At 59.3% G+C, this 20,281-nt stretch carries 24 protein-coding genes; 17 read left to right on the top strand and 7 right to left on the bottom strand.

The window, feature by feature from the left end; translation table 11 throughout:
- The first annotated feature begins 57 nt into the window (after positions 1-57).
- The gene (gene mltF / locus G471_RS0110365; protein WP_157272504.1) at positions 58-1,395 is read left to right on the top strand and encodes a membrane-bound lytic murein transglycosylase MltF; all 1,338 of its coding nucleotides are present in this window, start codon (positions 58-60) and stop codon (positions 1,393-1,395) included.
- On the opposite strand, the gene serS is transcribed toward mltF, so the two are convergent.
- The gene (gene serS, locus G471_RS0110370; protein WP_028995280.1) at positions 1,362-2,642 is read right to left on the bottom strand and encodes a serine--tRNA ligase; all 1,281 of its coding nucleotides are present in this window, start codon (positions 2,640-2,642) and stop codon (positions 1,362-1,364) included. The two genes, mltF and serS, sit on opposite strands and share 34 nt — an antisense overlap.
- A gap of 120 nt (positions 2,643-2,762) precedes the next feature.
- On the opposite strand from serS, the gene G471_RS17375 reads away from it, so the two are divergent.
- Positions 2,763-3,704: a M14 family zinc carboxypeptidase gene (locus tag G471_RS17375; protein WP_081700217.1), complete on the top strand. Its 942-nt coding sequence runs from the start codon at positions 2,763-2,765 to the stop codon at positions 3,702-3,704.
- 3 nt (positions 3,705-3,707) lie between these two features.
- Here the strand turns inward: G471_RS17375 and G471_RS0110380 are convergent, their stop codons facing one another.
- From G471_RS0110380 to G471_RS0110395, 4 genes are read right to left on the bottom strand one after another with little or no spacing between them, the layout of a single operon-like run.
- Entirely contained in the window at positions 3,708-5,021 is a 1,314-nt protein-coding gene (locus tag G471_RS0110380) for a replication-associated recombination protein A (RefSeq protein WP_028995281.1), read from the bottom strand.
- Between the two features lie 4 nt (positions 5,022-5,025).
- A complete protein-coding gene (locus tag G471_RS0110385) occupies positions 5,026-5,355 on the bottom strand; it encodes a CcdB family protein (protein ID WP_028995282.1) in 330 nt (109 codons plus the stop codon).
- Entirely contained in the window at positions 5,352-5,603 is a 252-nt protein-coding gene (locus tag G471_RS0110390) for a type II toxin-antitoxin system CcdA family antitoxin (RefSeq protein WP_028995283.1), read from the bottom strand. The genes G471_RS0110385 and G471_RS0110390 overlap by 4 nt, the downstream gene beginning before the upstream one ends.
- Before the next feature lie 49 nt (positions 5,604-5,652).
- Positions 5,653-6,339 carry an integron integrase gene (locus tag G471_RS0110395; RefSeq protein ID WP_043421455.1) on the bottom strand — a complete coding sequence of 229 codons (687 nt, stop codon included), beginning with the start codon at positions 6,337-6,339 and terminating at the stop codon, positions 5,653-5,655.
- Positions 6,340-6,595: 256 nt separating this feature from the next.
- On the opposite strand from G471_RS0110395, the gene G471_RS19155 reads away from it, so the two are divergent.
- The 13 genes from G471_RS19155 to G471_RS0110455 all read left to right on the top strand — a co-directional run bounded on the left by G471_RS19155 (position 6,596) and on the right by G471_RS0110455 (position 15,272).
- Positions 6,596-6,874 (top strand): hypothetical protein, encoded by a 279-nt coding sequence (locus G471_RS19155; RefSeq protein ID WP_157272505.1) that lies wholly within the window; start codon positions 6,596-6,598, stop codon positions 6,872-6,874.
- A gap of 92 nt (positions 6,875-6,966) precedes the next feature.
- A complete protein-coding gene (locus G471_RS19160) occupies positions 6,967-7,518 on the top strand; it encodes a hypothetical protein (RefSeq protein ID WP_157272506.1) in 552 nt (183 codons plus the stop codon).
- Positions 7,519-7,874: 356 nt separating this feature from the next.
- Entirely contained in the window at positions 7,875-8,594 is a 720-nt protein-coding gene (locus G471_RS0110410; protein WP_157272507.1) for a hypothetical protein, read from the top strand.
- A gap of 86 nt (positions 8,595-8,680) precedes the next feature.
- A complete protein-coding gene (locus G471_RS0110415) occupies positions 8,681-9,043 on the top strand; it encodes a DUF1493 family protein (RefSeq protein ID WP_028995287.1) in 363 nt (120 codons plus the stop codon).
- A gap of 60 nt (positions 9,044-9,103) precedes the next feature.
- Positions 9,104-10,126, top strand: coding sequence for a GTP pyrophosphokinase (locus tag G471_RS17380; protein WP_051295438.1), 1,023 nt, complete (start codon positions 9,104-9,106; stop codon positions 10,124-10,126).
- A 69-nt stretch (positions 10,127-10,195) separates the two neighbouring features.
- The gene (locus tag G471_RS0110425; protein ID WP_028995288.1) at positions 10,196-10,570 is read left to right on the top strand and encodes a hypothetical protein; all 375 of its coding nucleotides are present in this window, start codon (positions 10,196-10,198) and stop codon (positions 10,568-10,570) included.
- Positions 10,558-11,406, top strand: coding sequence for a hypothetical protein (locus tag G471_RS0110430; RefSeq protein ID WP_169720493.1), 849 nt, complete (start codon positions 10,558-10,560; stop codon positions 11,404-11,406). The genes G471_RS0110425 and G471_RS0110430 overlap by 13 nt, the downstream gene beginning before the upstream one ends.
- Positions 11,407-11,458: 52 nt before the next feature.
- Positions 11,459-11,848: a hypothetical protein gene (locus tag G471_RS19165; RefSeq protein WP_157272509.1), complete on the top strand. Its 390-nt coding sequence runs from the start codon at positions 11,459-11,461 to the stop codon at positions 11,846-11,848.
- Between the two features lie 119 nt (positions 11,849-11,967).
- Positions 11,968-12,633: a hypothetical protein gene (locus G471_RS0110440; protein ID WP_028995290.1), complete on the top strand. Its 666-nt coding sequence runs from the start codon at positions 11,968-11,970 to the stop codon at positions 12,631-12,633.
- A 155-nt stretch (positions 12,634-12,788) separates the two neighbouring features.
- On the top strand, positions 12,789-13,325 hold the full coding sequence (locus G471_RS19170; RefSeq protein WP_157272510.1) for a hypothetical protein: 537 nt from the start codon (positions 12,789-12,791) through the stop codon (positions 13,323-13,325).
- A gap of 95 nt (positions 13,326-13,420) precedes the next feature.
- On the top strand, positions 13,421-14,035 hold the full coding sequence (locus G471_RS0110445; RefSeq protein WP_028995291.1) for a DUF1294 domain-containing protein: 615 nt from the start codon (positions 13,421-13,423) through the stop codon (positions 14,033-14,035).
- A 118-nt stretch (positions 14,036-14,153) separates the two neighbouring features.
- Entirely contained in the window at positions 14,154-14,609 is a 456-nt protein-coding gene (locus tag G471_RS0110450) for an RDD family protein (RefSeq protein WP_028995292.1), read from the top strand.
- Between the two features lie 21 nt (positions 14,610-14,630).
- Positions 14,631-15,272, top strand: coding sequence for a hypothetical protein (locus G471_RS0110455; protein ID WP_028995293.1), 642 nt, complete (start codon positions 14,631-14,633; stop codon positions 15,270-15,272).
- 15 nt (positions 15,273-15,287) lie between these two features.
- Here the strand turns inward: G471_RS0110455 and lolA are convergent, their stop codons facing one another.
- A complete protein-coding gene (gene lolA / locus G471_RS0110460) occupies positions 15,288-15,908 on the bottom strand; it encodes an outer membrane lipoprotein periplasmic chaperone LolA (RefSeq protein ID WP_043421457.1) in 621 nt (206 codons plus the stop codon).
- 72 nt (positions 15,909-15,980) lie between these two features.
- The gene (locus tag G471_RS0110465) at positions 15,981-18,278 is read right to left on the bottom strand and encodes a DNA translocase FtsK (RefSeq protein ID WP_028995295.1); all 2,298 of its coding nucleotides are present in this window, start codon (positions 18,276-18,278) and stop codon (positions 15,981-15,983) included.
- A gap of 175 nt (positions 18,279-18,453) precedes the next feature.
- Here G471_RS0110465 and trxB point away from each other — a divergent pair, with 175 nt between their 5' ends.
- Both trxB and G471_RS18820 read left to right on the top strand, forming a co-directional pair.
- Positions 18,454-19,413, top strand: coding sequence for a thioredoxin-disulfide reductase (trxB, locus tag G471_RS0110470; protein ID WP_028995296.1), 960 nt, complete (start codon positions 18,454-18,456; stop codon positions 19,411-19,413).
- Complete coding sequence (locus tag G471_RS18820; protein ID WP_081700219.1) at positions 19,373-20,266, top strand: Smr/MutS family protein; 894 nt, start codon at positions 19,373-19,375, stop codon at positions 20,264-20,266. The genes trxB and G471_RS18820 overlap by 41 nt, the downstream gene beginning before the upstream one ends.
- Positions 20,267-20,281 lie beyond the last annotated feature (15 nt).

Here is a 20,281-nt window from a genome sequence, read left to right on the forward strand (position 1 = left end):
ATAATAGCACAGCTTATGCGAGGATTTAACAGGCTCGTCACGATTTTGGTCATCTCATTGACCTTGAGCGCCTGCGGCGACACCCTGCCCTTCCCCACACCCGGCGGCCAGGATCTGGTCGTCGTCACCCAGACCGGGCCGTTGACCTACAGTGCCGACGAAGCCGGCGCGGCAACCGGGCTGGAACACGACCTGACCCGACTGCTGGCCGAAGAGCTCGGTGTCGCGGTGCGCCACGAGGTCATCGAACCGGGCGAGATCGGCGACCGACTCAACGGCCGCGGCTACCATCTCGCTGCCGCCTGGCTGTCGCCGGCGGCCGATACCAGCATCGAATCGACGCCGCCGCTGTTCAGCACGCACGACATCCTGGCCCAGCACGAGGCCTCGCTGCCGCTGCAATCCCTCGATCAGCTCAGCGGCAAGACAGTCCATGTCCTGGCCGGCACCCGGCAGGCGGCAACGATGCAGCGGCTGGCCCAGGAAATTCCCGAGCTGACCGTCGAGGTGGTCGACCAGGGCGACATCCTCGACCTGCTCGAAGCCCTGGGTGAACAGAAGGTCAGCTACGTCGCCATGGACGGGCACCTGGAAGAACTCGCCAACCAGTACGTACCCTCGCTGCGCAGCACGCTGAAACTCAGCGAAGCCGCGCCCATCGTGTGGTGGCTGGGCAAATCGCCGAACCCGGAATTACGCGCGCGGGTTACCGCCTTCATCGAGAAAGTGCGCCAGGACGGCACGCTGAACCGGCTGAAGGAACGCTACTTCGGTCATGTCCGGCGCCTCAAGCAGGCGGATGTGGAGAAATTCCTCGGCCAGATCAGGACCACCCTGCCGGCGCTACGCAAGCATTTCCAGGAGGCCGAACGGCAGACCGGCATCGACTGGCGGCTGATCGCCGCGCTGGCCTACCAGGAATCGCACTGGGACCCGTTCGCCACCAGCTACACCAACGTCCGCGGCATGATGATGCTGACCGAGGAGACCGCCGACCGGCTCGGCGTCGGCAACCGGCTCGATGCGCGCGAAAGCATCATCGGCGGCGCCCGTTACCTGAACATCCTGCGCGACGGGCTGGCCGACGTTCCCGAACCCGACCGCACCTGGCTGGCGCTGGCCGGCTACAACATCGGCCCCGGCCACCTGAACGCGGCGCGGACCATCGCCCGCCAGCTCAAGGCCGATGCCGATGCCTGGTACGACATGAAACGCGTCCTGCCCCTGCTAGCGCGGCCGCAATATTACAGCCGGCTGAAGTCTGGCCGGGCGCGCGGCGGCGAAGCGGTGATCATGACCGAGAACATTCGCAGTTACTACGACATCCTGTCGCGCAACGAGCCGCCGCTGAGTGTCGCCGATCAGGCGCCCAGGCTTTCCAGACCGCCCATGTAGGGGCGCAGCACGGCCGGGATGGTGACACTGCCGTCGGCCTGCTGGTTGTTCTCGAGAATCGCCACCAGCGTACGACCGACAGCCAGGCCGGAACCGTTCAGCGTGTGGCAGATTTCCGGCTTGTTCTTGTCGTTGCGGAAGCGCGCCTGCATGCGGCGCGCCTGGAAGGCGCCGAAATTGGAGCACGACGAGATTTCGCGGTAGGTATTCTGCGCCGGCAGCCAGACTTCCAGGTCGTAGGTCTTGGCGGCGGAGAAGCCCATGTCGCCCGAACACAACACCATGCGGCGGTAAGGCAGTTCCAGCTTTTCCAGGATGACTTCGGCGTGACGGGTCAGTTCCTCATGCGCCGCCGCCGACATGTCCGGATGGACGACCTGCACCAACTCAACCTTGTCGAACTGGTGCTGGCGGATCATGCCGCGCACATCGCGACCGCCCGAACCGGCTTCCGAACGGAAACACGGTGTGTGGCAGACGAACTTCAGCGGCAGCGCTTCGGCCGCCAGGATTTCGTCGCGGACGATGTTGGTCACCGGCACTTCGGCGGTCGGAATCAGGTAGAGCGGATCCTGGTCGCCGCGCAGAACCTTGAACAGGTCTTCCTCGAACTTGGGCAACTGGCCGGTGCCGTACAGGCTGGCGGCGTTGACCAGATACGGGGCGTAGAGCTCGGTGTAGCCGTGCTCGGCGGTATGCGTGTCGAGCATGAACTGGGCGAGCGCGCGGTGCAGGCGGGCCAGACCGCCCTTCAACAGCGAGAAGCGGGCGCCGGAAATCTTGGCGGCGGTGGCAAAATCGAGCTGGCCGATGGTCTCGCCGACGTCGGTGTGATCCTTGACCGGGAAATCAAAAACGCGCGGCGTGCCCCAGCGCTTGATCTCGACGTTGGCGGTTTCGTCGGCGCCGACCGGCACCGACGCGTCGGGAATGTTCGGCAGCGCCGCGAGGATGGCGTTGAACTCGCCGAGCAGTTCGGTCAGCCGCGCTTCGGAAGCCTTCAACTCGTCGCCCAACGCGCCGACCTGGGCCATGACTTCGGACGCATCCTTGCCCTGCCCCTTCAACATGCCGATCTGCTTGGACAGGCTGTTGCGCTGCGCCTGCAGGTCCTGGGTACGGGTCTGCAGCGTCTTGCGTTCGGCTTCGAGCGCCGAGAAGGCGGAGAAGTCGATCGGCTTGCCACGCTTGGCAAGGCCTTCGGCGACGGCGTCAAGGTTGGAGCGGAGTTGTTGGATGTCGAGCATGGTGGTTCCCGGAAAACAGCGGCATTCTTGAAGCGGCGAATTATACGCGAGGCCGGAAACGCCGGAACCGGACAGCTCAGCGGTTATCATTCGGTTTTTCACGACCTCGTCATTTCGCCCATGTTTTCGCTGCTGCCCCGCGCCACGACCGGCCTGCTCGCCGCCCTGCTACTCGCCCTCCCCGCCCACGCCGCCGACCGCAGCGTCACCAATGCCTGGTGCGACGACCTCGGCCGACGGCTGCGCAGCGTCTCCGCAGAAAACTGCCGCAGCCAGGATTTCGTCGCCGTCAGCGAGCGCACCAGCGGCGGCCGGGCGCTCGTCCTGCGCGACATCCCCGCTGCCCGCAAGGCCGTCAATCCGCCGCGCGTGCTGATCATCGGCGGCATCCACGGCGACGAGCTGACCTCGGTCTCGATCGTCTTCCGCTGGCTGGAATGGGTCGGCGAGCCCAAGGCCAGCAAATACGTCTGGCGCGTGATCCCGGCGTCCAACCCGGATGGCCTGTTCAGCCGGCCATCGACCCGCGCCAACGCCCACGGCGTCGACCTCAACCGCAATTTCCCGACGCCGGACTGGGACCAGGACGCGCACAAGTACTGGATCGAGCGCACCCGGCGCGATCCACGCCGCTATCCCGGCGATGCCGCCGGCTCGGAAATCGAGACGCGCTGGCTGGAGCAGCAGATCGAGGCGTTCAAGCCGGACGTCATCATCAGCGTGCACGCTCCTTACAACCTGCTCGACTACGACGGCCCGGCACCGCAGCCGCTGCGCTTCGGCCGGCTGGCGCTCAACCGGCTGGGCGTCTACCCCGGCTCGCTGGGCAACTACGGCGGCCATTACAAGAGCGTGCCGGTGGTCACCATTGAACTGCCGCACGCCACGACGATGCCGCCGCTACGCGACCAGCGCACGATGTGGGACGACATGCTCGGCTGGATGGACCGCAACATCAAGGCCGGCAACGGCCAAGCAGCCTTCGGTCAGCCCGGCGGGCGCCCGGAACAGTACGGACCGCATCGCGGCCCGGGCGCCGTCGATCACCGCAAGATCGACTGAGCCCTACTTCTTGCCCGCCTTGCGATCCAGATCGCGCAGGTGGGCCAGTTTCTCGCCGATCTTGCCCTCCAGCCCGCGCGGCGTCGGTGCGTACCAGCCGGGCTCAGCCATGCCGTCCGGCAGGTAGCTTTCGCCGGCGGCGTAGGCCTCCGGCTCGTCGTGCGCGTAGCGGTAGGCCTTGCCGTAGCCGAGTTCCTTCATCAGCTTGGTCGGCGCGTTGCGCAGATGCACCGGCACCGGCCGCGAGCCATTCTTGGCGACGAAGGCGCGCGCCGCGTTGTAGGCGTTGTAGCCGGCGTTCGACTTGGCCGCCACCGCCAGGTAAGTCACTGCCTGCGCCAACGCCAGCTCGCCTTCCGGCGAACCCAGGCGCTCGTAGGTTTCGGCTGCGTCGTTGGCAATCTGCATGGCACGCGGATCGGCCAGGCCGATGTCTTCCCAGGCCATGCGGATGATCCGCCGCGCCAGGTAACGCGGGTCGGCACCGCCATCGAGCATGCGGCAGAACCAGTAGAGCGCGCCGTCCGGGCTGGAGCCGCGCACCGACTTGTGCAGCGCCGAAATCTGGTCGTAGAAGGCGTCGCCGCCCTTGTCGAAACGGCGCAGGTTCTGCGCCATGGTGGCTTCGATGAAGGCGCCGTCGACCGCCGAAACACCCGCCGCCCGCGCCGCCGTGCGCACCTGTTCCAGCAGGTTGAGCAGGCGCCGCGCGTCGCCGTCGGCCAGCCCGATCAGGCGCGTCTTTGCTTCCTCGTCAAACGCCAGATCGGCCAGCGCCCGCGCCTGGGCACGGTCGAACAATTGCCCCATCTCGGCCTCGTCGAGCGACTTCAGCACATAGACCGAAGCCCGCGACAACAGCGCCGAATTGACCTCGAACGAGGGGTTTTCAGTCGTCGCACCGATGAAGGTGAACAGCCCGCTTTCGACAAAAGGCAGAAAGCCGTCCTGCTGCGACTTGTTGAAACGGTGAATTTCATCGACGAAGAGGATGGTCCGCTTGCCCTGCGCCTTCCACAACTCGGCCTGCGCCACCGCCTCGCGCACTTCCTTGATCCCGGAGAACACCGCCGACAGGGCAATGAACTCGCACTGGAACTGCGTCGCCATCATCCGCGCCAGCGTGGTTTTGCCCACACCCGGCGGCCCCCACAGGATCATCGAATGCGGCTGCCCGGACGCAAACGCCAGACGCAGCGGCTTGCCCGGCCCGAGCAGATGCTGCTGGCCGATCACTTCGTCCGGCGTCTGCGGGCGTAGCTGTTCGGCCAATGGCGCGGAACGGTCGACTTCGTTGGTGGAAAACAAATCGCTCATAACCTCAGCCCCAGGCACGCGAAAACACTTCGTCCAGCGCGGCGACGATGACCTCGCCTTCGGCAGCCAGCGAAGCGACGCATGGCCCCAGCGCATCGAGCGGCACGGAAACGATTTCCAGCGGATTCAGGATCACCTTGCGCCCCTCGACGAAAAACTCCGGCGTCACCCGCGACGCCGGCAAACTCACCTGCTGCTGCGCCAGATCGCTGGCCACCAGCGGTACCACGACCCGGCGTCGACGCTCATCGAAGACCGCCGACTGCACGACCACGACAAAGGGAATCAGCGCCGCGTGCCGCCCGGCGTTGCGATGCACATCGAACTGGCTCACAGCGTCGAATGCTCGTCGGCAAACGAACCGTTCAGCGCCTCCAGGCGGTTCCACGCCTCGGCCACCGCCGCGTAATGCTGACGCTGCTCGTCGCGGCGCAGGCGCTCGCGCTCAACGAACTCGGCCAGCAAAGCATCGACCGTGGCCGACAGATTGGCGGTGTACTGCCGCGCCCGCTCGACGTTGCCCTCATTGAGCAACAAATTGACCGGGCGCTTGGCCGGCGAGGTTTGGGGCATCGATTTCATCAGGCAATCTCCTCTGCGCATGGTATGCGCAGCAAACAAATAAATCCACTCAGCGCACCGCATCCAGCGGCGACACCACACCCCGCCCGCCCCGGTTGAGCACATGCGTGTAGATCATTGTCGTCGACACATCCGAGTGGCCCAGCAGTTCCTGCACGGTACGGATGTCGTAGCCCGACTCCAGCAAGTGGGTGGCGAAGGAATGACGCACCGTCAACTCGCTACGCTCGAAATCGACATCCTTGACCCGCAACCGCACGCATTCCATCAAGCGCATGCCCGTCCCGTAGAGAAGACGGGCCATCAACGCGTGCGTTCCTTCCATCACCGCCAGCAAACGCTCGACCTCACCACGCGACAGCACGACGGGCGTCCGCTTCGGTTTTTTCGGCCGATCCAGATCGGTCAGCCAGGGCAGATCGACGCCGAGCACTTCACGATACAGAAAGAGCAGCGCCGACAAAGCTTGCTGGTGCGTTGACGCCGCCACCTGCAAGTCTGCCGCCAGATGCCCGAGAAACGCCCGAACCTCGTCAGCCCCCATCTCCCTGGGATGGCGGCGCCCATGAAAAGCCACGAACCGCCTCACCCACTCGACATAACAGCGTTCTGTCCTTATGCTGTAGTGCTTATAACGAATGACTTCCCGAACCCGCCCCAGCAAGGTCGATGATTGATTCAGTTCCATGCCGTACCTGCCAATCGATATTAACTGTTCATAAACACAGTATTCCATCTTCGCCGATATGACAAGAGACTTTGAGAGCGCCGTGTTCGCCAGCGTATACGGCACGGAGCCAGCATATGAGGCGACCGCGCCTGATATCCAGGCACGGCGCCATGTTCAAGTGCCGTCCATCCTTGGAGATATGCAGATTAATTCCGCAAAAGGCAAGGCTGGCCGGGCTTCTTCGGCTGACATGCCAGCGAGAATAGACGGCGGCAATCCAGAATACACGGCGAATATGCCGTCCACTTCACGTTAGGGGCATATGTCGCGCCTGAAATTCCGCTTTTGCTCATTTCTCAAATTGTTCGCCAGTGTACTAGCACTTGGAGTTTTCTTCTTTGTCATTCATGAACAATTTGGCATGTCATTTCAAACGATTAAAGTAGCAGTTGTTATTCTATTTGCTTTTATTTTTGTTGCCGAACTAATAAAAATTCGCTCACGGCGACCTCGCCAAATTATTACAAATAAAACCGAAATAATTGAGATTCAACAGCAATTGGAGATCATGCTAAAAAATGAATCAAGCAAAAACCCATAATTTTTATCATAACTCCACTCGTATAAATCCTAACACTATATTTAACCCGACCGCCCTTACGGGCTTCGGGTTAATGTCACGTTAGGGAATCCATGCTTTCTCAACTGCTAACAATTGCCAAGACTAGCTACCGTGACTATGGGGCGCCGTTTCTTCTTCCCGGCCTTGCCCTAGGCCTAATCTATCCCGTCGGCAACCCCAATTGGCAAATCACCTTAATGTCAGTGGTGCAAGATCACCTCGCTTTTTCGACAATTGCATTTTTATGCAGTATGTCTTGGTTTACCTTGTCACTCATTGTGGCCATTCGTGGTCCACTCCCATCGCCTTTGCCCGGATCGGTAAACTTTTTCGTAGTTCGGCCATCCATGGTGGCGTTTGATTTTGCATCAGTCAGCGCATGCGTGATCGCCGGATTGGCTGTGGCTTCTGCAATCTGGAAGGATACAAATAGCGCTTTCGGCCTAGCGTGGATTGTGATTCAGCTTCTTATCCTCCAGGGTTTGATAGCTCTTGTACCCGCTATTGGAAAGGATGATTTTGTCCTCGACTCAAGCAAGACTTGGTTTCGAATTTACTGTGGCGCTGTCGCTCTTGGGTTAGCCGTATGGTTTTACATCAAGTTTATTCAACCGATTCCCTAACTCATCATTCCACCGGACCTGCGCAAAAAGCCGCGCAGGCCGGTGAATTCAAACGTTAGAAGGCAATTCGTGTTCATGTCCACACGCTCGGCACTTTCCGGTTTTTGGCGTGTTTGCACGCCGCCAAGCGTCCATCATCATTCCGGCCTCGTTCCAGTTGTCGGCATATCTGTCTATCAGGTGCCACGCTATTGCGCCATTCATCCCGGCCCATTCATGCATCTTGTCTGCTTCTTCTGGCGTCACTTCCATCTCCTTATCAACCAGACTTCTAACTCCACGGTCAAGGCGCGACTGGCCTAACGGCCAGCGGCCTTACCTCCGGCGTTGGGCATCTTCAAGCTAATGGAGCCTCAGTGACTAACCTAGACGATATCGACGCAATCCTTGGTCTTGGCCGAGGTGCCTTCGATCACATCCCGAAATACTGTCGTGAAGCCGCGATTGAAGCCATTGCTCACGTCCGAAGAATGGAGGAGCAACAGCTTTTCAGACCGGGCGTTTACTACGTCGCATTAACTGATTTGAGTGGTGCGACTGCTTCATCACTAACGCTTGGAGCCGAGCTTAACAAGCGTAGAGTCGAAGCATTCATCACCGCCTGCGTAGAGAGTCTTGGAATATCTGAACCGACGAGCTATGCGCACTTTCTGAAGGTCGTTGGCGATGCCGGGCTATTTTTGTTCTCGTCCTTTACCGACCTTTATCAATGGTGGGAAGCTACTCAGAGCCGTATGCAGTTCTATTCGTATGAGTGGAACCGAACACTCGACCCTGACAAAAGAAGCGCGTTTCAGCTACGGTCAAAAACAGTGTTTCATGTTGGCGAGTTGCTCTACTCCGAGGGTAACGATCCAGTGTCAGCCGCTGTAAATCAGGTATTCAAAATCGAAAAGTTGTTTGCGGCTGGTGAACTCGGATGTACCGATATTGCTAAGGCGGTCGCGTCACCATTCTTGCCTGACCTGAAGCTCACTCCAGAAAAGCGTGACGAAATCATTCTTCCCGGAATGGAGTCCGCCACTGGCACCTGGCTGATCGCAAAGAGCGAGATAGCACAATTCGATGTTGCATAGCCCCACAAGATGCCCAACCCATCATTCCACCGGACCTGCGCAAAAAGCCGCGCAGGCCGGTGAATTCAAACGTTAGGCAGCAATCTATGAGTCGGTTCACATTCGAAGATATCCGCGCATTTGCGGTTGCTGAACTGTGGGACTTGCGCGCAGCGATCACCGAACGCACAGCGCTTGCGCACGACTTCCAGATCGCAGGACTAGACGGGCAAGAATTCATGGCGGCATACGCGCAGAAGTTCGACGTCAACATGAAGGACTTCGACTGGATCGAGTATTTCGGTCCGGAGGCTGGCGGGAATCCGCTCGGTCTACCTCTGTATCTGTGGCAACGCTACATTCGAGGCATTCCGGCGCGAGACCTTTTGGACCTTCCGGAACTCACCCTTGGGCATCTTGTGGAGTGTGCCAATGAAGGTCAATGGAAGAGGCCCGCGCAACATGCCTAACAGGTCGTTCGTGTGGGACGGCTTCGCCGCCCCGCAACTTCAACGTTAGCCACCACAAATATGGACATCGACGCTCTGCACATTCAATACCAAGATCACGCTGGACGCGCGGAGCGCCTTCGCGAGGCCGTAGTCGTTCAGCTGTCTGCTCTGTTAGCGGCCAACGACGTAACTTTGGGCGTCCCGATGGAAAGCCGAGTCAAGACTTGGGCATCTCTCGCGGAAAAGATGGATCGCAAGCAGCTGACGCTTGATTCGTTGTTCCATCTACATGATCTGATCGGAGTACGCGCAATCCTGCTGTTTCGATCCGACCTAGCAAGGGTCTTAGAACTCATTAAGAACACGTTTGACGTTGTCTCCCTTGAAGATACGGCGGCGAGATTGGGGGATTCAGAATTCGGGTACCAGTCGCAGCATTTCGTAGTTCGTCTACCTAAGTCATGGCTTCTGTTGCCAAGTCTGGCGGGCCTCAACGACTTTTGCGTCGAACTTCAAGTAAGGACAATCGCACAGCACATCTGGGCTGCAGCATCGCACAAGCTTCAGTACAAGCAGGAGTCTGGGGTACCGCGGCCGCTTCGTAGAACAATTAATCGTGTGTCGGCACTGCTAGAGACAGTTGATTTGGAGTTTGAGCGCGTTCTTGACGAGCGCCGAGCTTATCTTCAAGACTCACAGACCCCACAAGCCGCGACGGAACCGCTGAATGTCGATTCTTTGGCGGCAGCCCTCGCGGAGCTGCTGCCCCCTGAGAACAAGAAGGAAGACGAGCCCTACGCGGACCTACTCACCGATCTCATTGCGCTAAAGATTGAGACCCCCGAACAACTACGGGTGATTCTCAACAGGCATACCGAGCACGTAAAGAACTCAGACCGTGAGCGCGTTGCTGAACTCCGTGCAGACTCCGGCATTTTCGACGAACCCGGAGTTTCTGAGCGTCTAGCACGAGGTGTCTTCTACGCCCATGTTGGGCTCGCGCGGGAGGCGTTACGCGCGGAGTACGGCGAAGAAGCAGTCGATACACTGTTCCGGAAGAGAAAGCAAAGCACTCGAAAGGGCAGAAAGAGTGGCGGCTAACCCCTCCATCGAGCGGACAGCTTCCGGCCTGCGGCCTCCAGCTGCCGCTCATGTCCAACGTGAGCCGCTATGACACCATCGCACCCCAAGCTCGCCAGTATTGTTGCCATCGCCTACGTCTTGATTGTTGTAGGGGGCATGCTGCTTCACTTTTTCAACACCGGCGACCTCGGCACTCTTAAGTACAGCCTTATGCTTCCCGCCACGCTGGCCGCCGTTTTCGTTGGCAGCCTAGTCGCATTTGGGCTTTGGCACCGCTTTGCCTGGGCGTGGTGGTTAGGCCTGGCTGCTGTTGGCACCCAGCTCATTCGCTTCGGTAGCTGGTTCATTGGTCGCTTGAGTGTTGGTGATGCGCCTGTGGCTTCATGGGCCATCGCCGTTCTGCTCTTGGCCTTCCTATTTCTGTTGCTCACTAAGGCCACGCGCCAACAATGCACTCGTTAAACGCGGCTAACCCAGCTGTCGACCTCGCTCCCTTCGGTCGCTGGACGCTGCGCGATGAAGCCCCGCAGCGCCGGTTATTTTCTGTTGAAGCCATGAGCCCACTATTCAAATCTTCAAACGTATTGTTCTTGTTGCTGGTCGGTATAGCTGCAAATGTCGGAGCACAAGAGCCCGATCCGCTGACAAAATTCATCCAAGATATGGCGCAGATGCACCAAGCCAAAACGATGTGCCTCGATAGTTCGTCATCCCCCGCGGTTCGCGCCAACATCATTACGTACTTGAAGACGATGGGCGAACAAAACTCGGCAACTGCTCAGACGCTCGCGGTGTCCATGTGGACGCTATATCCATGTCCGTTCTCGCCGTTCCGACCGGAGCTACGCCCTGCAACAGAGAAAGATATTGAGGGCGTTTGGCTTTTTCCTGAAAGCTCACAGAAGTTGCGGTTTCCGCCAAAATCTGGGCGCCAAGGTCCGGCTGGGCCAATGCCCGTCAGATGTGATGCCGTCGGCTACTATTCAAACGGGGAACTTAGGCACGCCGTCATCGCAGGGCAAGCTGCATGTCCGTTCGGGAAGGCCGCAGACCTTGATGTCGCAAGAAAGAACCCAATCGTTTCAACTTGGCGCCTATATCGTCCCGGTCGAATCGCGGTTACGCGAACTGACGTTGCCAACCACATCGAAGAGTGGGACGTCTTTTTCGTCGTTACGCCATTTACCTTCAGCGACGTCCAGTTTGCGGAAGGTGACCTCGTTGCTTATGTCCGCAAAGAGAACGGCAACGACGTTGGTGCGGCAACTCAGTTTCGTCACTTAAAGCGGCTGCCGTAGTGGCGACGAAATCTAATTCACGTTGGGCCTTATTATCACCAGGGAGATATAAATGAAGAAAGTATGTTTGATCGTTTGTGTAATTCTGTCTCTTTTCGGGACAACAGGTTGCTCGACTCTTGCAGATGCAAAAGCAGCCAAGGGAACTGGTAGTTCACGGGTCTATGACAAGCCCTATGAAGAAGTTTGGAATGCAACGCTGACGGTTGTAAAAGCTTCGGGTTTAAGTCTTGTTAATGATGACAAAGCTCGGGGTCAAATTCTTGCTCAGAATGGAATTTCTGCGTTCAGCTACGGAGAAAATGTCGCTATCTTTGTGGAAGAGGTTCAAGGCAAAGTCCAAACGCGTGTCGAGGTGGTAAATAAACGCGCAATGAGCACAAACGTATTCGCAGCGGATTGGGAGAGTCGCCTTTTGTCCGCTCTCGATAAACAGCTGTAGCCCAACCGGTAGTCGAGCGGACCTGCGCAAATAGCCGCGCAAGGCCGCTCACTTCTTTAGGCAGTTTATTGCAACGCTGCTGTTACCACCTTTCTCCATTCGCTATGAGACAACCTGCCATGAATAGGAATTTGCTTGGTCTGTCGTGCCTGCTCATTTCGCTGGCGCAGAACATTTATGCGCAAGATGTGAATTCAGTTGTCGGCTCAAATCCAATACTGGAAGAGCGGCTGCGTAATGCTCAAGTAAAGGAAACAAAGTTGAGCAACGGAGCCGTTATTACAGAAGTCAGGTTCGCGGGAAGTCTCAAACCGAATTTCGATCTGGGATGCATTTCGATGGGCGAGGTCACTAGTGAATTCAATCCGCCAGCGCTGATTTACGCAGCGAAGAAGTGCATCAAAGAGCAAGAGTACTCGAAGGCGTGGGCGCTGCTTACAACCGGGTATGGCTTTGCTTATTACGACTTGAAACGACTGGCTGATCGCTCCACTCAAGGAGCGCGAACCGTTCTCAGCATGAACGCATTCGCCGACTTGACGAACGACGAACGAGAAAACTCCTCGAAGATAAGCAAGGAAATTCAGAAGGACCCAGCGCAAGTACAAGCATATTGTGATGCACTCAAGAAAATTGGGCCTCCGACTTACGAACCTCAGTGGGCAATCCTCCACGGCATCGGCGCCTATCAAGAACCACGGAGCGGTCACTACCTAACAAACGTTAATGTGAAGGCTCTCTGGGAAGAGGTGTTGCAGAATCGCTGCACCCCGCAGAAGTCTTAGCTTTCCGCCGTGCGCCACAGGCTGCCCAACCCTGCGATGCACCAGACCTATGAACACGGAAACCGATGATCTCGTAAATATTCATATTGATCTTCCAAACCGTTGGCGGTTCAAAGGAGAATCAATGTGGGCAAAACCACTCGGAAATGATCACTATGAAATACAGAATGTACCGTTCTGCGCATACGGTCTTAACCGGTCTAACAACGCCCTCTCGTCATTCGTTAGCCATGATTAGCCTAGTTGCCTTTGGAGTACCGCAACGCATCATATGGGGTGGATATTTTCTATTGGTTAGCATGGTCGTCGCTGCAGGCGACTCTCTTTACACCGCATATCTCTACCCCGTCATAGCACCAATCGTTGCTCTTGAAATCTGCTCGTGGAGAAAACTACGTTCTTTCTATCTATCCGGTGTTGCTGTAGTCATTTATTTGACCCTGGTCAGCTACCTCAGTATCAATTGGTTTTCGGCCAATCCAGAGGGGTTTCTCGTCGTCGGCCATCTTCTTTCGCTGCCAGGTCTTGTAATCGGCGCTATTGCTTTGTCCTTGCAAGATCGTCCAACTTACGGCCCCGCTGCATCAATTCTTCTCGGAGCTACAGGTGCCAGCATTGGCTTCTTACTAGCTCAGGGGGTTGTCTGTAACACCGTAATGTACTGCGGTGCTCTCTCTCCGGCCTTCAAATAGTGGCCGACACCGCGCTCACATTTGATTCCTCCGAATCTTCGCGAAAAGCCACTCAGTCCGTTGAATTCAGACGTTAATACTCTCATCAGATCAACATGCGCTATCAAGGTCGAATTACCACATGGAAGGATGACAAAGGCTTTGGATTCATCACACCCAACGGCGGTGGCGAGCAAGTCTTTGTGCACATCAACTCGTTTTCCAGCCGGCAGCGCCGACCGGAAGCAAACGTACTCGTCACCTACGAACTCACGGTCGATGGAAAGGGCCGCTCGCAAGCGAAGACTGTTGCATTCGTTGGCGAACGGCCGACACCGCCTAAAGCTCAGGGGCGCAGCAATCTTCCCCCGCTATTCGCAGCTTGTTTCTTGGTCTTTCTCGTTGGTGCTGTCGCCGCTGGCCGACTCCCCGCTACGGTCCTCGCGCTATACGCTGTCGCCAGCATCATTGCCTTCTTCGCCTACGCATTCGATAAATCCGCAGCCCTACGGAATCGATGGCGAACCCAGGAAAGCACGTTGCATTTATTCGCCCTTTTCGGTGGCTGGCCCGGCGCCCTGGCCGCGCAGCGATTGCTTCGGCACAAATCCGCCAAGGCGTCGTTTCAAGCCACGTTTTGGATCACCGTTGTGCTCAATTGCGGAGCACTCGGCTGGTTTTTATCGCCCTCAGGCGCTAAAACTCTCAACGCTTTGGTCGGTGCCCTGTAAGGGCGAGCCTCGCTTCAAACAGACCGTAGTGGCAACGAAGCGCTTGATATTCCATATGATTCACGGCACGATGTCGTCATTTTCAAACGATGTACCATGCCTTGGGGAGAGCGGCTAAATGAACGAACAAGAATATGCAGGATTTTGGATACGAACAGGCGCGGCAATTATAGATACGGTATTGATGCTGATCATAATCTTGCCGATACTCACCGCCATATACGGTACTGAGTACTGGGAGAGCGAATCGTTTTTTCTCGGTTTTTGGGATGCGATGTTCAATTACGTCATTCCGGCAATCGCAGTCATTATTTTCTGGGTGTACAAATCTGCCACACCGGGAAAAATGGCAACCCGGCTGACAATAGTGGACGCAAAAACCGGCGGCAAGCCTTCAACCGGACAGTTCATTGGCCGTTACCTTGCTTACTACGTTTCGATGATCCCATTGTTCCTGGGAATTATCTGGGTCGGAATTGACAGAAAAAAACAGGGCTGGCATGACAAGATTGCCGGAACGGTCGTCATCAGAAGCAACCACAAGGAACCCGTCAGCTTTGAACAGCAAGCTTGACGACCAATATTGAGCGTTGAAATGAAATATATTTTTCTATCTGTTCTGGCGCTGTCCCTATTCGCGTGCTCGGATAAAGAACCAGTCACTTCCGTAATCACTCAATCCACGGATGGCAAGAGATACACCAATGCCTACTTTGACATCCAGGTCGACAAGCCAGAAGGCTGGTTCGCCCAGGACCCGGAACAAACAATAAAACAGAGTTCGCAAGGGGCCCGTGTAGTAGCCGGCGATGACAAGAACATGAAAGCCATTCTGGCAGAGTCGATCAAAACGACCGTGCCAATATTCGCTTTTTTCAAACACGAACCTGGCACACCGGTTAAATTCAACCCAAGCGTAATAGGCGTTGCCGAGAATATCGAAGTCATGCCGGGTATAAAAACCGGCTGTGACTATCTATTCCACGCCCGTTCGTTGCTGAAAAACGCAGCAATCGAATTGGAGGTTACCGATGACTGCCACACGGAAAGTATCAACAACGCGCCGCTCGGATATTTCGACGCCCGCATAAGCGTTAATGGTGCAGATATTTATCAGAAATATTATGCCTGCATCAAAAACCAGCACGCTTTATCTTTCATTCAAACCTACTTCGACGATCAGAGCAGATCGGAAGTCGACCAGGTAATCAGCTCCCTGCTGCTGTCCTGCCAATAATCCTGAAACGCGCTGCTATTCCCCGATCACGTCGCTGCCCGGCGGCGGCGTGAAGCGGAACAGCCCGGCCGCCAGCGCCGGGTTGCGTTCGCCGCGCAGCAGGCGGATGTGCGTGGTCTGGCCGAAGTTGTCGTGCAGTTCCATCGCCTTCATGTCGCGTCCGGCCATGCCGATGCGCACCTTCTCGAAGCCGCTGTCGGCGGATTTCGGGATGGCCTCGACCCAGGCCAGGCCGTCGGCGTCGCCGGCTTCCCTGAGCGTGAAATTCTTTTCCAGTTCGTTGCTGCCGGCGAGCAGCGCGGCCGGCGAGCCGCCGATGGCCTGGCCGGCCTGACGGACCGTCACCTGTTGCAGTTCGGGATCGTGAATCCAGATTTTCTGGCCGTCGCCGACGACGAGTTGCGGATAGGGCTTGAGGATTTCCCAGCGCAGCTTGCCCGGTCGCTGGATGGCCAGCGTCCCCGACGACTCCTGCGGCTTGCGGCCGTTGCGGGCGATCACCGCCTGCTCGAAATCGGCCTTGTAGCTGCGCGTGTCGTTGAGAAAACCGCGCAATTGGTCGATGGCACCGGCGTGGGCGAGGATGGGCAGCGCGGCGAAGGCGGCACTGGCGATGAGTTGGCGGACGAGTTTCATGGGCGCAGCTTACGCCGGCACGATGGCCGGCGCTGTGTCAGTGTGTAAGTTTTTGTATTGGCCGCCGGGAAATCATTCGGCCGGTTTCTTCATCAGCACTTCGCGACCGCCGCGACCGTCCATGGCCGACACCAGGCCGGCGTTCTCCATGGCTTCGATGAGGCGGGCCGAGCGGTTGTAGCCGATGCGCAAGTGACGCTGGACGAGCGAGATCGAGGCACGCTGGTTCTTGAGCACGATGTCGACGGCCTGGTCATAAAGCGGATCGCTCTCGGCGTCGCCAGCCCCGCCCTCGCCCGCTTCGCCGCCGCCTTCGTCATCGCCGGCAGCACCGTTGAGGATGTCCTCGACGTATTCCGGGGCGCCGGTGGTCTTGAGGTGCTCGACGACGCGATGCACTTCGTCGTCGGAAACGAAAGCGCCATGAACGCGGGTCGGATAGCCGGTGCCGGGCGCGAGATAGAGCATGTCACCCTGGCCGAGCAGGGCTTCGGCGCCCATCTGGTCGAGGATGGTGCGCGAGTCGATCTTGCTGGAGACCTGGAAGGACAGCCGGGTCGGGATGTTGGCCTTGATCAGGCCGGTGATCACGTCGACCGACGGGCGCTGCGTCGCCAGCACCAGGTGGATGCCGGCGGCGCGGGCCTTCTGCGCCAGGCGGGCGATCTGTTCCTCGACCTTCTTGCCGACGACCATCATCAGGTCGGCCAGTTCGTCGATGATGACGACGATGTACGGCATGTGCTTGAGCGGCTCCGGGGCTTCCGGCGTCAGCGACAGCGGATTGGGAATGTGCTCGCCGCGCTTCTCGGCGTCCTTGATCTTGGTGTTGAGGCCGGCGATGTTGCGCACGCCCATGGCCGACATCAGCTTGTAGCGCTTTTCCATCTCGGTGACGCACCAGTGCAGCGCGTTGGCCGCCTGCTTCATGTCGGTGACGACCGGCGCCAGCAGGTGCGGAATGCCCTCGTAGATGGAGAGTTCGAGCATCTTGGGGTCGACCATGATCAGGCGGACGTTTTCCGGCTCGGACTTGTAGAGCATCGACAGGATCATCGCATTGACGCCGACCGACTTGCCCGAACCAGTAGTGCCAGCGACCAGCAGGTGCGGCGTCTTGGCCAGGTCGGCGACCACCGGCAGGCCGCCGATGTCCTTGCCCAGACAGACGGTCAGCGGGCTGCTCATGTCGTTGTACGGCTTGCTGGAAATGATCTCCGAGAGCTTCACCGTCTGCCGCTTCGGGTTCGGCAGTTCGAGCGCCATGCACGACTTGCCGGGCACGGTTTCGACGACGCGGATCGAGACCATGGCCAGCGCCCGCGCCAGGTCGCGCGCCAGGTTGACGATCTGGGCGCCCTTGACGCCGACCGCCGGTTCGATTTCGTAGCGGGTGATGACCGGGCCGGGCATCGCCGCCAGCACCTTGACCTGAACGCCGAAGTCGGCGAGTTTGCGTTCGATCAGGCGCGAGGTGTATTCGAGCGTTTCCGGGCTGACCGTCTCGGTCGGCGGCGGCGCCGGGTCGAGCAGGTGCAGCGGCGGCAGGGTGCCGCCGATGATCGCCTCGGGGAAGAGCAGCGCCTGCTTCTCGCGCTCGACGCGCTTCTCGGCCTTCTTCGAGACCGGCACTTCGACCGGCGCCGGCGGTTCGATGAAGATCGGCTCATGCAGTTCGACGCGCAGCTTCTCTTCCTGAACGACGACTTCGCGCTGCTGCGCAACTTCGCGCCCGATCTTGCGGTCGCGCCAGGCATCGATGCGGCCGTAGACGAAGAGGGTCAGCGCTTCGAGGATCAGGCCGAGTTTTTCGAAGGCCCACAGCCAGGACATGCCGGCAAAGGCGCTCCAGGCAGCGGCCATGACCGCCAGCAGGAACAGCGTGGCGCCGGTGAAACCGAGCGTGTCGGCCAGCCAGCGGCTGAGTTCGAGGCCGACCATGCCGCCGGGAGCCAGCGGCAGTTGGGCCTGCAGGGTATGGAAGCGCAGGGCTTCGAGCGCGGTGCTGGCGAGCAGCAAGGCCAGGAAACCGGGAATCGCCAGGTAGGGCGACGGCGGCAGTTTCTCGGGATGGCCGTGCAGGCGGCGGAAGCCCCACCACACGGTCATCCCGAGCAGCACCACCCACCACCAGGCGGACAGGCCGAAAACGTAAAGCATCAGGTCGGCCACCCAGGCCCCGGCGCGACCGGCCGGATTCTGCAGGCCGGCGGCGCCGACCGCATGCGACCAGCCCGGATCGCTGCGCTGGAAGCCCCACAGGGCCATCACCAGGAATACCGCCAGCGCACCGACACCGAGCCAGCGGGATTCCTGCAGCAGGCTGCCGATCTTGTCTGGCATCGGACTGGGGTCGTTTCTCTTGGCCATCGGCTTTTCCTCTACCGCTTCCGGCTTAGTCGAAAACGGGCTAAATCATTTTGCGTCATACAGTTAGCATGGAATTATAAACTGCTTTGATAGATCGGTTACGAAGCTCAACAAAACGATCGTCCATTAGCCGGCTATAATTTTCGCCGATCCCATCCTCAGGCAGAAAAAAGACATGAGCACACGTCACACCCCGCTGATCATTCTCGGTTCCGGCCCGGCCGGCTACACCGCCGCCGTTTACGCCGCCCGCGCCAATCTCAAGCCAGTGCTGATCACCGGCATGGCCCAGGGCGGCCAGCTGATGACCACCACCGAAGTCGACAACTGGCCGGCCGACGCCGACGGCGTCCAGGGCCCGGAGCTGATGCAGCGCTTCGAGAAGCACGCCACCCGCTTCGACACCGAAATCATCTTCGACCACATCCACACGACGAAGCTGACCGAAAAGCCGTTCACGCTGATCGGCGACGCCGGCACCTACACCTGCGACGCGCTAATCATCGCCACCGGCGCTTCCGCCATGTACCTCGGCCTGCCGTCCGAACAGGCTTTCCAGGGCAAAGGCGTGTCTGCCTGCGCCACCTGTGATGGCTTCTTCTACCGCAACAAGCCGGTCGCCGTCGTCGGCGGCGGCAACACGGCGGTCGAGGAAGCGCTGTACCTGGCCAACATTGCCAGCCATGTCACGCTGATCCACCGCCGCGACAAGTTCAAGGCTGAGAAGATCATGCAGGACAAGCTGTTCCAGAAGGAGAAGGAAGGCAAGGTCACGATCCTGTGGAACAGCACGCTCGACGAAGTGCTCGGCGACGATTCCGGCGTCACCGGCCTGGCCGTCAAGCATGTACAGACCGGCGAAGTGAAGCAGGTCGACGTGCATGGCGTGTTCATCGCCATCGGCCACAAGCCGAACACCGACATCTTCGCCGGCCAGCTCGAGATGGACCACGGCTACCTCGTCACCCAGGCCGGTCGCACCGGCAATGCGACGCAGACCAGCATCCCGGGCGTGTTCGCAGCCGGCGACGTACAGGACCAGATCTACAAGCAGGCCTGCACCTCGGCCGCCAGTGGTTGCATGGCAGCACTCGATGCCGAGCGCTACCTCGACAACCTTGGCCACCAAGCCTGACCCAGGCTCGCTGAAGGACGGCCTGCGGGCCGTCTGGCGACAGCGCGCGGCGGCTCCGGTCGCCGCGCCGCCTGCCAAACCGGCCAAACCACCGGCCAGTTCCGGCAACGAAGCAGACGAACAGGCCTTGTTCCGCCAGGCCGTAGCCGGCGCCCAGCCGCTGCCCGACGCCAACCGCGTGATCCTGGCCAAACCGCCGTCACGGCGCATCGTTGCCACCCGCTCGCCGGCCGACGACGATCAGCCAAAACACCGCAGCGCCGGCGACGATGCCCTGCCCGCTGGCTGGCAGGACGATACCCGCCCGCGCCGCCTGCCCGACGACCCCGAACAGGCCGCCTTGATGCTGGCGATGGTCGGCGTCGCGCCCTTGCCCGACAAGAATCTGGCCGAGTTGAACAAGCCGGCGCCAAAGCCTGCTCCTCAGCAATCGCTGGCCGACCGCCAGGCCGTGCTGCACGAAAGCCTGCACGCCCCGATCGCACTGCAGGATCGGCTCGAAGGCGGCGACGAGCCGGCCTACCTGCGCGACGGTCTGGCGCAGACCATCCTGCGCGACCTGCGGCGTGGCCGCTGGGTGATTCAGGACGAAGTCGACCTGCACGGGCTGAACCGCGAACAGGCCCGCCATCTCGTTGCCGGCTTCCTCCATACCTGCCTGCATCAGGGCAAGCGCTGCGTGCGCATCGTCCATGGTAAAGGGCACGGTTCGCCACAAAAGCTGTCGATCCTGCGCCAGCTGGTACGCGGCTGGCTGGCCCAGCGCCACGAGGTACTCGCCTACTGCCAGGCCAAGCCGCATGACGGCGGCGAAGGCGCCCTGCTGGTGCTGCTGCGCGCGCCCCGAGGTTGAAAAAAATGCGCCCCG

This window comes from Azonexus hydrophilus DSM 23864 (assembly GCF_000429605.1).
GTDB lineage: Bacteria > Pseudomonadota > Gammaproteobacteria > Burkholderiales > Rhodocyclaceae > Azonexus > Azonexus hydrophilus.